Origin of the sequence: Collimonas sp. OK607, assembly GCF_900111995.1 — a bacterium.
GTDB lineage: Bacteria > Pseudomonadota > Gammaproteobacteria > Burkholderiales > Burkholderiaceae_D > Collimonas.
The window spans coordinates 1-12,173 of sequence record NZ_FOKF01000071.1; the positions used below are offsets into that span (position 1 = coordinate 1).

The following is a 12,173-nucleotide window of genomic DNA, read 5'->3' on the forward strand; positions in this document are numbered from 1 at the left end:
AAACAGGTGAAAATCACGATTCGGCTTCGCGTCGTTACTCTCAATCATCCTAAACTCAGCAGGCCTTGTCCACACGGTACAGGGAAGACGCTTACTGTGAAAATAGGGGATGAGACTATGCAATAAGCTTTCGTACGACTTTCCCTGGTAGGTGTTTTGGAAATAATTTGCATGCGTCTCGCTACCCATATGTAGCGATATGATTGGTTGGGATACCAAATATTTCAGTCTAGTGCACGAACTAGCGGCAGATAGTTCTACTCAGCGGTAAGCGGTTCCTGATGGGTAGCGGATCGGTGGGAATTATTGGCACTAGTATTTTCACAAACACGATCACGCCCGCCAGATTTGGCTGCGTAAAGCGCCTTGTCTGCCGCCTGTATCAGTTCCAGCGGCTTATCCAGATCAATAATAGGGACAACCGCATCAACGCCGGCGCTGACTGTGACAACGCCGGCTGAATTGCCGGTATGTTCGATTCCAAGATTGTGTATCTCGAGGCGGATTTTTTCGGCAATGGCCATCGCTCCCCTCACGTCCGTACCGGGAAGCAGTACACCCAGCTCTTCGCCGCCGTAACGAGCGGCGATGTCCCCCGGTCGATTTTGATTGGTTTTGACAACCTGGCTGATTTTGCGTAAGCATTCGTCGCCTGCTGCGTGACCGTAGATGTCGTTATATTGTTTGAAGCAGTCGACATCAATCATGACTAGGGCCAATGAACTTGCCTCTCGCACTGCACGGCTAAACTCTTTATCCAGCGCTAGGTCGAAATGACGACGATTCGCAAGCCCGGTGAGCCCGTCTTGCAATGCCAGCCTTTCAAGCGTTTGGTTGAGTGTTTCCAAAGCATCTCGCGTTCGCACCAGTTCTGCTTCGGCATTCAAGCGTAGCTTGATTTGACCAACGAGATGAAACCCTAGCAAGCCGAGCACAACGAGTAGTATCGCTACGCCGGCTGTATGCGTGTAAGTGTCGGTCAGCCAGTCCGCGAGAATTTCATCTTTTGACAGCGCTGACGAGACATATAACGGGTACTGATCCAGATGTCGAAAACTGTTCAGTCGTGTTACTCCGTCCTGGGCCGATACGATGAAAACCGTGCCCGTTGCTTTCTTGGAAATGCTGTCACGGTATAGAACGGTGTTTGCCATGCTTTTACCGGTGTAATCATTTAAAAGCGGCCTGCGAGTCAGCATGATGCCGTTGTTCAAAGCCAGCACGATCGCACCATGACGCCCGATATCGAAACTATCGTAGAATTTTTTGAAATAGTCGATGCTGAGTGTCGCCAATGCGACGCCAGCAAAACTGCCGTCGGCATGATTGATTCTGCGCGACACGGTGATAATCCACACGCCCGTTGATCTGCTCTTTATCGGTGATCTTGACGATGTTCTGAAGTCTACGACCATCGGAAACCGAGCAGCACTAGAATTTACCTACCAAATTTTATCTGGACTGTGCCATTTGCATGAAAACAAATTTCTTCATCGCGACATTAAGCCATCTAATATTTACGTAACTGAACAAAATATCGCTGTAATCGGAGATTTTGGCTCAGTGAAAAAGCTACCGGATGGTCGATCTTCTATACCTGCCTCAAGCCACTCCTTGCTATATCGGCCGCCAGAAACAGTTACACACAATTGTTATGGAATTTCAGGGGATATCTATCAAACCGGCGTCGTGTTGTTTCAACTTCTCGGTGGATATCTTCCTTATGAATCTCGCGCTTGGCTCACAAGAAGCGATTTAAAAAAACTTGATTCGATGTCGAATGAAACAGATCAAAATGCGTTTGTTGACCAATGTGTAAAAACCAAAATTGCGAATGGAAAAATTCTAAATTTTGCGTCACTCCCACCTTGGGTCCCCGATAATTTGAAACGAATAGTAAAGCGTGCATGTCTTGTAGACGACACGAAACGATACTCAAGCGCATCGGCATTTATGGCTAAACTACATGAATGTAGGCCTAAAACGCTTGATTGGCGAATTGAGGACGGACATCCAATACTTCTCGGAACTCCAAGCTACAAGATAGTGAGTCAGGGTGGATTCCGGGTACAAAAAAGACACGACGGAGAATGGCGAAACGACAACAGTTTCTCCGGTAAAAATTTAGCTGAGTTGGTGGTCGAAATTTCCAACAAAGTGCAGACCTGAAAATTGATATTACGGACGGTCAAATCCGGTGTGAATGCCGGATCGCAGTTCAAGGGATGCACGAAATTTCCTGCCTGCCAGTACACAACAAACGAGGCATAGCCCGAAATTCAATGATATCTTCGTTCATCATCTTTTAGCAGGTGTTCATTCATGCAAGCACTATTTCTAGGCGCCGGTGCATCATACGATTGCGGAATGCCATTGGTCAGCGAGCTGACCGCGGAGCTTAGAAGATGGCTCACGAAAGAAAAACTCGAAAATTTCAACAGTATGTGGCGTACCCACGGTGGTGGCTGGAGCGACGAATCAATTTCGATGTTTCTGCGTCTGCTGGAAAATAAAAGCATTCACTACGAAAACATTATCGGTGCGATAGAAGTAAATTTTTCGCGAGAAACAAATGTAGAAAAGCGAAAGGAACTGCACGCGATCAACAGTTTTTTGTTACAAGCCGTCTATGGACTGTTGGTCGAAAGGCAGGTTAAAAATTTTCCTTTTGCTATGGGAGTGTTAGAAGATTTTGGCAGTATCACCAAATTAGTCGAGGCAAATAGACCATTGTGGGTATTTTCCTTAAACCATGACCTCATGTTTGAATTGCTAGCAGCTAATTTCTCAATTCCTGTCAAAACTGGCTTCAATGAAAAAATTGAAATAATAATGGGTTCAGGAGATGAAAAGCGCAGCGTAGTAAATTTTGAACGGCTATCTCGTGAAACAATTAAAAAAAATGGTTACGATTTCTTCGCCCCTGGTGAAGCTGGAATTAATCTGATAAAACTGCACGGCTCATTAGACATGTTTGCACAAGGTGACGATTTAAATTATCTAAAGCTAGTTTCGAACGATGGCAATTCTGCGTCGTATATTGAACAACTTACATTGATTAATGCAATCGACCTATCTCTGGGACAAAGGTCCGGTGTTCGGGCTGTAAACGAACATACCTATGTCGATTCGGAGGGACAGATACAATTTTTGCGCAATAGCCTATTAAGTGGTGCGCACAAATTTTCACCCCGCACGTCGCAGGTTGCGCCATCCGAATTTATGTCTATATTTCGAGGGTATTTGAACTATGCTTCCGAATTGATATGTATTGGTTACGGATTCGGTGATAGACATATTGATGAGCCAATTGTAGACTGGCTTTCGCACAGCAGCCATAGACGGCTCAATGTAGTGAATCCCGGAATTAACAGCTGCCCGCCTAGGTACGGACACCTCTATGAGCAGGTCTCGTTAACTCCCCAAGGTGCCAGCGAATATTTTCTTCGTCTCGGCGACAATACAGGTAGTGTTACGCAAAAGTTAATGCGGAAAATTCGTGCCGAAAAAAGAAAAAAGATGATGCAGGAGTTACTGGCGTAGACGAATGTCCGTTGCACGCAATATGAGCGATCACACTTCGGATAAATCGGCCATCACATTCCCCATCCCCTCAAACATCTTTCAAGTTTGCAAACCCCGCCCAAACCCGCGTAAAATGCGGGTATCGCGGGTGTAGTTCAGTGGCAGAACGAAAGCTTCCCAAGCTTTAGACGAGGGTTCGATCCCCTCTACCCGCTCCAGATCAGCGCTGGCACCTGTTACTCAGGTGCCATTTGTATTTTTGAGTCGATCAATTGTCTGGCGTTACAATGACGCTACAGCTTCCGGCAATCCAGCACTAGCTTCACCCTAACCTTTTACTCATTAAGCATGTCAGAAAACAAATCCGGCAAACCCCTCTTTTACGATCCTACCGAGCACAGGATCCGCAGTTTCGTCACGCGCGCCGGGCGCTTGTCGACGGCGCAGGCGCGTGCAATCGAGGAATTGGGGCCGCGTTTTTGCGTTCCTTATGACAAGTCAGTGGCCGATCTTGACCAGGTTTTCGAGCGCAGTGCGCCGACCATCCTGGAAATCGGCTTCGGCATGGGTGAAACTTCAGCGAAGATTGCCGCCGGCATGCCGGAAAAGAATTTCCTTGGCGTCGAGGTCCATACGCCTGGCGTCGGTAGCTTGTTGAAGCTGATCGGCGAGCAGCAACTAAGCAATTTGCGTTTGATCCAGCACGATGCAGTCGAAGTGCTGACGAATATGATTGCACCCGGCTCATTAGCAGGTGCTCATGTGTTCTTCCCTGATCCCTGGCACAAGGCGCGGCACAACAAGCGCCGCCTGATCCAGGGGCCGCTGGTCAGTTTGCTGGCGTCGCGCATTGCGCCAGGCGGTTATCTGCATTGCGCGACCGATTGGCAGGAGTATGCTGAGCAGATGCTGGAAGTGTTGAGCGCTGAGCCGCTGTTGAAGAATACGGCGGAGACTTACGCCGAGCGGCCAGACTATCGGCCGGTGACCAAGTTCGAGAATCGCGGTTTGCGTCTCGGGCATGGGGTCTGGGATCTGGTGTTTACGCGCGTTTGATGCATGAGTTTGATGCACGCGCTTGAGCTGACCGTCTGCGCTGCATAAAGCGCAGCGCCAGGTAAATGCAATTGTCATAGGAAGTCTGCGGCATGTTGATGATCCAATTTTTTCCCCGTATCGGCAAACGGTTTGCCCGATTGGCAGCCTCGGTGTCGCTGCTAGCCCTCTTCCAATTTCCGCTCGCGCAGGCGGGAGAGCAAGTACCTCCGCTGCCGCCTGGAACGATAACGGTCGAGGACACGCATTATCAGCCTGTCGCTCCCGGCAGTACGGCGCCACAACTACCTGCAGCGTCACACCGGCCCTCCGCCGAGGACATGGTCGATGCAGCGAAACGCAATATCGGAAAGATAGACCGGGATCTGCGCAAGGATACGCCGCCGGCCAGCGAACCGGCAGCACCAGCCGCAAAAGAACCAACCAGACAACAAATACTGGAAAAAGCCCTTGCAGGGCCGGTCGTGCAAAAAGAAACGCCCAAGCCAGGTGAAACCACCATGGAAGACATTACCCGGCCCGATGGCCAGCGGGTTACCAAGGTGACCGGACCGAACGGCACATATTGCGTGACGCAGATTTCGGTCGGCAATACCAAGGGTGAAGACATCATGCAAAAAGGCGCTGTTTCGCGCACCACCAGTTGCGGGGCGCCATTTTGAGCACATTTGCCTCTGCGCAATCATTTAATTCAAAAAGCTAAGCAAAACCGCTGTAATTGGCCGCCATTCGGTACAATCTACGGATGTTGTCCGAATTCGACCTAATCTCCCGCTATTTCACTCGCACGGCGCGCAGCAATATTGATCATATTGCCCTTGGCATCGGCGACGATTGCGCATTGCTGAAGCCCGCGGCCGGTATGCAAATGGCCATTTCCACCGACATGCTGGTGGAGGGGCGGCATTTTTTCCCCGATGCGGATCCATTCACGCTGGGCCATAAATGCCTGGCGGTCAACCTGTCCGACCTGGCGGCGATGGGCGCCCGTCCGCTGGCGTTTACGCTGGCGTTGGCGCTTCCCGCCGCGCGCGAAGAATGGCTGGCGCCGTTTTCAGCCGGTCTTCTGGCGTTGGCCGATGAGCATCATTGCGAGTTGATCGGTGGCGATACAACCAAGGGGCCGTTGAATGTCTGCATCACGGTATTCGGCGAAACCCTGCCGGGGCAGGCTCTGCGCCGTGACGCGGCGCAGGCGGGCGATGATATCTGGGTCTCCGGCACATTGGGCGATGCGCGGCTGGCGCTGGCTGGTTATCGGCACGAACTGGCAGATCAGCTGGCCATGGATGCCGAGCGTCATGCGCTGGCAGCGACGCGCATGCACCAGCCGACACCGCGCGTAAGCCTGGGCCTGGCCCTGCGCGGCATCGCACGTGCGGCGATCGACATTTCGGATGGCCTGGTCGGCGATCTCGGTCATATACTGAAGCGCTCCGGCGTCGGCGCTACGCTGGCGGTCGATAGCCTGCCGGCCGGCCCGGTCCTGTCGCAACAAACCCATGCGATCCGCCGCCACTTCACCCTGGCCGGCGGCGACGATTATGAATTGTGCTTTACCGCGCCTGCCGACCGGCGCGATGCAGTGCTGGCAGCAGGCCAGGCGGCGGCTACGGCAGTGACCCGCATCGGCAGCATTGACGCCAGCCACGGCCTGCGCCTGTGCGATGCCGACAATGCCCCGCTTACGCTGCAACTTGCTTCCTTCGATCACTTTCTCTCAACCTGACTCAAGCAACCAGACTCGCGCTACATGACTCAAGCCAACCCCACTCCTCAACCGATCAAAGCTAGCGCCCGCTTCATGCTGTCGCACCCGGCGCACTTCATTGCACAAGGTTTTGGCAGCGGACTCTCGCCCATCATGCCGGGCACCTTCGGCACCTTGTTCGGCTGGTTATCGTATGTGGTGCTGACTACCCGCTGGCCGGAAATTTTCACGCCGCTGAACTGGCTGGTGATCATCGCTGCCGGCTTTGTGGTCGGTATCTGGACGTGCCAGAGCACCGGCCGCCATCTTGGCGCACCGGATCACGGCAGCATGGTGTGGGATGAAATCATCGCGTTCTGGCTGGTGCTGGTGCTGGTCACGCCGGCCAGCTTGTCGGCACAGTTCGGCGCCTTTATCGTGTTCCGTTTTTTCGACATGGTCAAACCGCCGCCGATTGCCTATTTCGACCGTCATTTGAAGGGCGGCTTCGGTGTCATGTGGGATGACATTGTGGCAGCGTTTTACACGCTGCTGGTATTGGCCCTGTGGCGGTTGTTTTAAGTTACCTGCCTAGCTTTGACGGATTGCATCTGGCCGCTACAAGTGGCAGTATGTAACCACCTACCAGGCAGAAAACAGGAGCTTCGACATGAACACCGCGCTTGACGATACCACCGAACAAATCACTGATCTGGCAGCACAAGTCGGGCGCGCCCTGCAGGCCAAGAACTGGTTCTTGTCTACCGCCGAGTCCTGCACCGGCGGCGGTGTGTCGCAAGCGATCACTGAAATCGCAGGTTCCTCAGAATGGTTCGACTGCGGTTTCGTCACCTATTCCAACGGATCCAAGACCGAATTGCTGGATATTCCAGAGGCCGAGATTGCCCAATATGGCACGGTCAGCGAAGAAATCGCTGGCGCAATGGCGGAAGGCGCGCTGGCCAACAGCAATGCCGATGTCACCGTCTCCACCACCGGCATTGCCGGCCCGGGCGGGGCGGTGCCGGGCAAGCCGGTTGGCACCGTCTGTTTCGGCTGGTCAGTCGGCCATCACACCCACACTGAGCGCCTAGTGTTTTCAGGCGACCGGCGCGCTGTGCGCGAACAAACCGTGATTCATGCGTTGCAAGGCTTGTTGCGCTTCTTGAAATAATTACAGGCCGGATATTCGGGCCCGATGCTCAGGCCCGATGCCCGGGCCTGATCGTCTCAGTCCTCAACCCCGAAAACGATTGATCGCATCGCGGGTTTCTTCCGCCACGCGACGCGCGGCCTGGGCGAAGTCTTCCCCGTTAGCCTGATCGGGCTTGGCATACAGGATGGCGCGCGATGAGTTGATCATCATGCCCATGCCGTTTGCCGTTTTGCCGGCATTCACGGTTGCCTGGATATCGCCACCTTGCGCACCCACGCCCGGCACCAGTAACGGCATGTCGCCGATGATGCTGCGTACTTGCGCCAGTTCCTGCGGGAAAGTCGCTCCGACCACCAGGCCGCACTGCCCGTTGGTATTCCATTTTTCAGCCACCAGGCGCGCCACGTGCTGGTACAGCGGTACGCCATCCACGTTCAGGAATTGCAGATCCGAACCACCGGCATTGGAAGTGCGGCATAACACGATGGCGCCGCGATCCTTCCACTCCAGGTACGGTGCGACCGAGTCGAAGCCCATGTACGGGCTCACCGTCACGGCGTCGGCGCCGTAGCGCTCGAATGCTTCGCGCGCATATTGCTCGGCAGTAGCGCCAATGTCGCCGCGCTTGGCGTCCATCACAATCGGTATCTGCGGATAGTTTTTGCGCAGATACTCGCAAATCGCTTCCAACTGGTCTTCTGCACGTATAGCGGAAAAATAGGCAATCTGCGGCTTGAAAGCGCACGCAGTGGCGGCGGTAGCGTCTATAATTTCCATGCAGAAAGTAAAGATGGCATCCGGTTGCTGCTGCAAATGCGATGGCAATTTAGTAATATCCGGGTCTAGCCCGACGCACAGCAAAGAATTGTTGGCGCTCCAGGCGGCGGATAATTTTTCGATAAAAGTCACGATCAAGCCTCAATAATACGAACCCCGCATTGTAAGTCCAATTTAGCCGGGAATAACCGGAGTAGCTGCTATTTAACACTTGAGCAGCTATCGATAGTTTGCTAACGTGCATTACATTGTTTCTTTTATCAGGGATATCCATGAAAACTTTCTTCAAATGGCTGGCTATTGCTGCTATCGCTTCGTTGCTCAGCGCTTGTGGCTACAACGATTTCCAAACCAAGGATGAGGCGGTAAAAGCCGCCTGGGGTGAAGTCGTCAATCAATATCAAGGGCGCGCCGACCTGGTGCCGAAAATCGCCCAGATCGTGAAAGCCTATGCCGTCCATGAAGAAGCTACTTTTGAAGCCGTGACCAAAGCCCGCTCCGCAGCGACCAGCTTCCAGATCACGCCGGAAGTGCTGAACGACCCCGCCGCGTTCGAGAAATTCCAGCAAGTGCAGGGACAGTTGTCGTCCGCCTTGTCGCGTTTGATGGCTGTGTCTGAAAATTACCCGCAGCTGAAAGCCGACGGTTTGTACCGCGATGCTCAGTCGCAACTGGAAGGTATAGAAAACCGCATCAAGGTGGCGCGTAACCGCTACATCGTCGCCGTCCAGGATTACAACGTGCTGGCACGTAGCTTCCCGACCAATCTGACCGCGATGGTGATGAGCTACAAGGTCAAGCCTTCTTTCACGGTGGATAATGAAAAAGCCATCTCGACTTCGCCCGACGTTGATTTCGGCGGCAAAAAATAATGTCGCTTAAGGTATTCCTTGCGATCGCGGCAATCCGCGCGCGGTTATTGACGCCGGTGTTGGCCTGCTGTTTGGCGCTGCTGAGCATGTTGGCTGCGCCCGTCGTGGCGCAGACCATGGCAACGCAGGTCGCGGTACCGCCCCTGCAATCGCATGTCACCGACCTGGTCGGCATGCTTCAGCCGGCCCAGCGCGAAACGCTCGACAATACCTTGAGCGGATACGAAGCACGCACCGGCAGCCAGATTGCAATCCTGCTGCTCAGCAAGACCGAGCCGGAAGGCATCGAGGACTATGCCGTACGGGTGGCCGACGCCTGGAAACTGGGCCGCAAAGGGATCGACGACGGCGTCATCCTGCTAGTAGCGAAAGACAATCCGAAAGCCTTGCGGCGCATGATGATCCTGACCGGGCGCGGGGTTCAGGGCACGTTGACCGATGCCCAGTCCAAGCGCGTATTGCAGGAAATCATCGCGCCGTATTTTTCTAAAAACGATTATTACGGCGGCCTGACTGCCGGCATTTCGGCCATCATGCCGCTGCTGGATCAAGAGAATTTCGCGCCACCTAGCCGTAAGTCCGGGCCAGCCCAAGAGCCCTCTTCCGACTTGCTTGGCGCTTTGGCGCCGCTGCTGTTCTTCGGCTTCTTCATCTTGATCACCATCATTTCGCGTGCACGTGGCGGCGGCGCCGGTTCTGGCCGCGCGCTTAACAACAACGTCTGGGGCAATGCCGCTGGTGTCATCATTGGCAGCATCTTGAGCCAGGGCGGACGTGGCGGCGGCGGTTTTGGAGGAGGAGGTGGTGGTTTTGGCGGCGGTGGCGGCTTTTCCGGCGGCGGCGGTGGATTCGATGGCGGCGGCGCGTCAGGAGATTGGTAATGGGAAATACTTTGAAACGCATCTGGCGCCATTTACTAACCACGCGACGCAGCACACAACGCGCATTCTCTGCAGCCACGCTCAAGGCTATCCAGCAGAAAATTGCTGACGGTGAAGTCACGCATCGGGCCGAAGTCAAAATGATTGTGGAAGGATCGCTGAGTTTGCCGTCAGTGCTCAACGGCGTAACCTCACGCAATCGCGCCCATGAGCTGTTCTCGCACTATCGGATCTGGGACACGGAAGAAAACGTCGGCGTCTTGCTCTACGTGAACCTGGCCGATCACAAGGTCGAGATCATTGTCGACCGCGCCATCGGCCGCGCCACCAAGTCTACCGAATGGCAAGCCGTGTGCAAAACCATGACCAAGGAGTTCGCCAACGGCGCATTCCACGACAGTACGCTGGCAGCGCTAGAGCAAATGAACGCCCTGCTGACACAGCACTTCCCTGATCAAGGCCGGAAAAAGAACGAGCTGTCGGACAAACCGCTGGTGCTGTGATTGCCCGACTAAATCGACTGACCCCAATTAATTTTGGTTCTTCACGGATTACCGATAAACGACGGTAAAAACAGAAAGAAAGTAGGGTGGGCACGAATGCCCACGCGTGACCGCGATAGCCGGAGTGCAAACGTACGCGTTACCGAAACAGGCATCTGCCACGAGTGAATTCCGCGTGGGTATACGTGCCCACCCGACCCTACCGCAAGGCAAAAAAAATTTTGCCAATACAAACGGACGATCTGCTTACGTCGCTTGTGTAGCTGTTCCAAGGATTGCTGTATTGCATCTAGCCACATTTGTGGAACAATATTCAGTTGTAGGTAAAGCCGATGGTTATGGCGGTTGAACCGGTGCCCTGGGTGATCGTGGGCAGGGTCTGCCTGAATCTGGCGCGATGCGGATAGTTCACGCCATTTGCCGCAGGGGTCCATGTCTGCCGGGCGCCGTTAGGCACGATGGCGGCGCCGGTGGTGCGTTGAACTTCAATGCCGACGCCTCTTATGTCGCCCGTGGTTACCCGGAACAGGCCGTTGTTGTTGGCATCCGCGGTACCCCTCCAGGTCATGTGCACTTGTGTGGTAGCCGCGTTGCAGCCTTCAGATATCACATTGAGGGGCAGCCATGGGGTAGTAGCCCCGACTCCGGTGAACGTCCTGGTATCATGGAGCCCGAGATTCACTGGATTAGGCGCCAGCCTGAAACCACAGGTCGGCACCGGCTCTGCAGCCACGTTGATGGTAAACCCACGGAAGTAGAAGCTTCGAACCTGGGTAATAGTACCTGTATCAGAAACCGTCGCGCGGCCGTACAGGCCAGTCAAGGTTCTCCCAACCCCCAGAGGCCCCGTTTTTATCAACGTAAAGCTGTAGAAGCTACGTCCAGGTGGGGTCGTGAGCCAACCGCTAGTGTTTTCAATCGGCCAATGGGCAGCGTTCCCAACGTCCATGACTCTCATACAGATTCCCTGGATAGGGGTGGCGTAGCATTGACCTGCGATGCTTCCGTTGACCAGAGGATACGTCGAAGCAATTGCATACCGTCCCCCGGGGTGGGCAGCCATTCCATCGTGATTTCCACCTATTCTATTGGACGCGCCAATAACTGCGCCAACTGCAGCACTGTGGGCAGTCGCAGCGACGTTCATGGTGAATGCGTCCAAGTCCAAGCGGCGCTGCTGCTGCGCCTGGGCACAGAAAGACAAGACGGCGAGACTCAGCGCAGCAATAACGTGAAAAAATCCTCCATTCAACGGGGCCATTCGAATACTCCAATAAATGTTAGTGCAGTTGCAAGGCTTGAATCCACTCTACCGACTACAAGTCAGGCTCTCAGCCAATTGAGCTAAATTATAAAAATGTTAATTATACACTATGTTATCAATTTTGCATCATTAAACTCGGATTAGGGTAAATCCTCTTGGCAGTTCCGGATCTTTTACTGCGCACAAAATCGAATTGCCGCGAATTTAGTGGATGCTTGTGCGCTTTCGCATACAAGCCTTTACAGCCTTGCCATGGCCAATGATGAGAGGTTGAACGTATCGAATCCCGGTTGCGGATACGTCCGATGCAGCCACGATAGGGCGACATGTCCCGGGCAAAAGAAATTTCAAAAATTAATTGGGGTCAGAGTCTGACCCTTCCCCTCAAATAATCGATAAAAATCAAAGGGCTAATGATTTTGAATTGTCAGTTGCATGCATGAGCTGTT

The 12,173-nt window shown here is 53.6% G+C and carries 13 protein-coding genes and 1 tRNA gene; 11 read left to right on the plus strand and 3 right to left on the minus strand.

Annotated features, from left to right (window positions below):
- Positions 1-257: 257 nt before the first annotated feature.
- Entirely contained in the window at positions 258-1,343 is a 1,086-nt protein-coding gene (locus tag BM029_RS24935; RefSeq protein ID WP_244545216.1) for a sensor domain-containing diguanylate cyclase, read from the minus strand.
- Between BM029_RS24935 and BM029_RS24940 the strand changes: the two genes are divergently transcribed.
- The 8 genes from BM029_RS24940 (at position 1,327) to BM029_RS24975 (ending at position 7,445) form a co-directional block, all read left to right on the plus strand.
- Positions 1,327-2,169: a protein kinase domain-containing protein gene (locus tag BM029_RS24940; RefSeq protein ID WP_092440702.1), complete on the plus strand. Its 843-nt coding sequence runs from the start codon at positions 1,327-1,329 to the stop codon at positions 2,167-2,169. The two genes, BM029_RS24935 and BM029_RS24940, sit on opposite strands and share 17 nt — an antisense overlap.
- A 153-nt stretch (positions 2,170-2,322) precedes the next feature.
- Positions 2,323-3,543, plus strand: a complete 1,221-nt coding sequence (locus BM029_RS24945; RefSeq protein WP_139217341.1) for a hypothetical protein — start codon at positions 2,323-2,325, stop codon at positions 3,541-3,543.
- A gap of 126 nt (positions 3,544-3,669) precedes the next feature.
- Positions 3,670-3,743, plus strand: a tRNA-Gly gene (locus BM029_RS24950).
- A 130-nt stretch (positions 3,744-3,873) separates the two neighbouring features.
- A complete protein-coding gene (trmB, locus tag BM029_RS24955) occupies positions 3,874-4,581 on the plus strand; it encodes a tRNA (guanosine(46)-N7)-methyltransferase TrmB (RefSeq protein ID WP_092440684.1) in 708 nt (235 codons plus the stop codon).
- 92 nt (positions 4,582-4,673) lie between these two features.
- Positions 4,674-5,243 carry a hypothetical protein gene (locus tag BM029_RS24960; RefSeq protein WP_092440686.1) on the plus strand — a complete coding sequence of 190 codons (570 nt, stop codon included), beginning with the start codon at positions 4,674-4,676 and terminating at the stop codon, positions 5,241-5,243.
- A gap of 83 nt (positions 5,244-5,326) precedes the next feature.
- Positions 5,327-6,310 carry a thiamine-phosphate kinase gene (thiL, locus tag BM029_RS24965; RefSeq protein ID WP_092440688.1) on the plus strand — a complete coding sequence of 328 codons (984 nt, stop codon included), beginning with the start codon at positions 5,327-5,329 and terminating at the stop codon, positions 6,308-6,310.
- Positions 6,311-6,334: 24 nt separating this feature from the next.
- Entirely contained in the window at positions 6,335-6,853 is a 519-nt protein-coding gene (locus BM029_RS24970) for a phosphatidylglycerophosphatase A family protein (protein WP_092440690.1), read from the plus strand.
- An 88-nt stretch (positions 6,854-6,941) separates the two neighbouring features.
- On the plus strand, positions 6,942-7,445 hold the full coding sequence (locus BM029_RS24975) for a CinA family protein (protein WP_092440692.1): 504 nt from the start codon (positions 6,942-6,944) through the stop codon (positions 7,443-7,445).
- Between the two features lie 63 nt (positions 7,446-7,508).
- On the opposite strand, the gene pyrF is transcribed toward BM029_RS24975, so the two are convergent.
- Positions 7,509-8,336, minus strand: coding sequence for an orotidine-5'-phosphate decarboxylase (gene pyrF, locus BM029_RS24980; protein WP_092440704.1), 828 nt, complete (start codon positions 8,334-8,336; stop codon positions 7,509-7,511).
- A gap of 140 nt (positions 8,337-8,476) precedes the next feature.
- Here pyrF and BM029_RS24985 point away from each other — a divergent pair, with 140 nt between their 5' ends.
- Genes BM029_RS24985 through BM029_RS24995 form a run of 3 tightly spaced genes read left to right on the plus strand, consistent with a single transcriptional unit; the run spans position 8,477 to position 10,460 of the window.
- Positions 8,477-9,076, plus strand: coding sequence for a LemA family protein (locus BM029_RS24985; RefSeq protein ID WP_092440694.1), 600 nt, complete (start codon positions 8,477-8,479; stop codon positions 9,074-9,076).
- On the plus strand, positions 9,076-9,957 hold the full coding sequence (locus tag BM029_RS24990; RefSeq protein WP_092440696.1) for a TPM domain-containing protein: 882 nt from the start codon (positions 9,076-9,078) through the stop codon (positions 9,955-9,957). The genes BM029_RS24985 and BM029_RS24990 overlap by 1 nt, the downstream gene beginning before the upstream one ends.
- Positions 9,957-10,460, plus strand: a complete 504-nt coding sequence (locus BM029_RS24995; protein WP_092440698.1) for a TPM domain-containing protein — start codon at positions 9,957-9,959, stop codon at positions 10,458-10,460. Before BM029_RS24990 ends, BM029_RS24995 begins: the two co-directional genes overlap by 1 nt.
- 313 nt (positions 10,461-10,773) lie before the next feature.
- Here BM029_RS24995 and BM029_RS26025 read toward each other — a convergent pair whose 3' ends face one another.
- Positions 10,774-11,721 (minus strand): fimbrial protein, encoded by a 948-nt coding sequence (locus BM029_RS26025; RefSeq protein WP_092440700.1) that lies wholly within the window; start codon positions 11,719-11,721, stop codon positions 10,774-10,776.
- Positions 11,722-12,173 lie beyond the last annotated feature (452 nt).

What these genes read in the sequence shown, in the direction of transcription:
- BM029_RS24945 (WP_139217341.1), top strand. Translation starts at nt 2,323, where the DNA reads ATGCAAGCACTATTTCTAGGCGCCGGTGCATCATACGATTGCGGAATG.
- trmB (WP_092440684.1), top strand. Translation starts at nt 3,874, where the DNA reads ATGTCAGAAAACAAATCCGGCAAACCCCTCTTTTACGATCCTACCGAG.
- BM029_RS24960 (WP_092440686.1), top strand. Translation starts at nt 4,674, where the DNA reads ATGTTGATGATCCAATTTTTTCCCCGTATCGGCAAACGGTTTGCCCGA.
- thiL (WP_092440688.1), top strand. Translation starts at nt 5,327, where the DNA reads ATGTTGTCCGAATTCGACCTAATCTCCCGCTATTTCACTCGCACGGCG.
- BM029_RS24970 (WP_092440690.1), top strand. Translation starts at nt 6,335, where the DNA reads ATGACTCAAGCCAACCCCACTCCTCAACCGATCAAAGCTAGCGCCCGC.
- BM029_RS24975 (WP_092440692.1), top strand. Translation starts at nt 6,942, where the DNA reads ATGAACACCGCGCTTGACGATACCACCGAACAAATCACTGATCTGGCA.
- BM029_RS24985 (WP_092440694.1), top strand. Translation starts at nt 8,477, where the DNA reads ATGAAAACTTTCTTCAAATGGCTGGCTATTGCTGCTATCGCTTCGTTG.
- BM029_RS24990 (WP_092440696.1), top strand. Translation starts at nt 9,076, where the DNA reads ATGTCGCTTAAGGTATTCCTTGCGATCGCGGCAATCCGCGCGCGGTTA.
- BM029_RS24995 (WP_092440698.1), top strand. Translation starts at nt 9,957, where the DNA reads ATGGGAAATACTTTGAAACGCATCTGGCGCCATTTACTAACCACGCGA.
- BM029_RS26025 (WP_092440700.1), bottom strand. Translation starts at nt 11,721, where the DNA reads ATGGCCCCGTTGAATGGAGGATTTTTTCACGTTATTGCTGCGCTGAGT.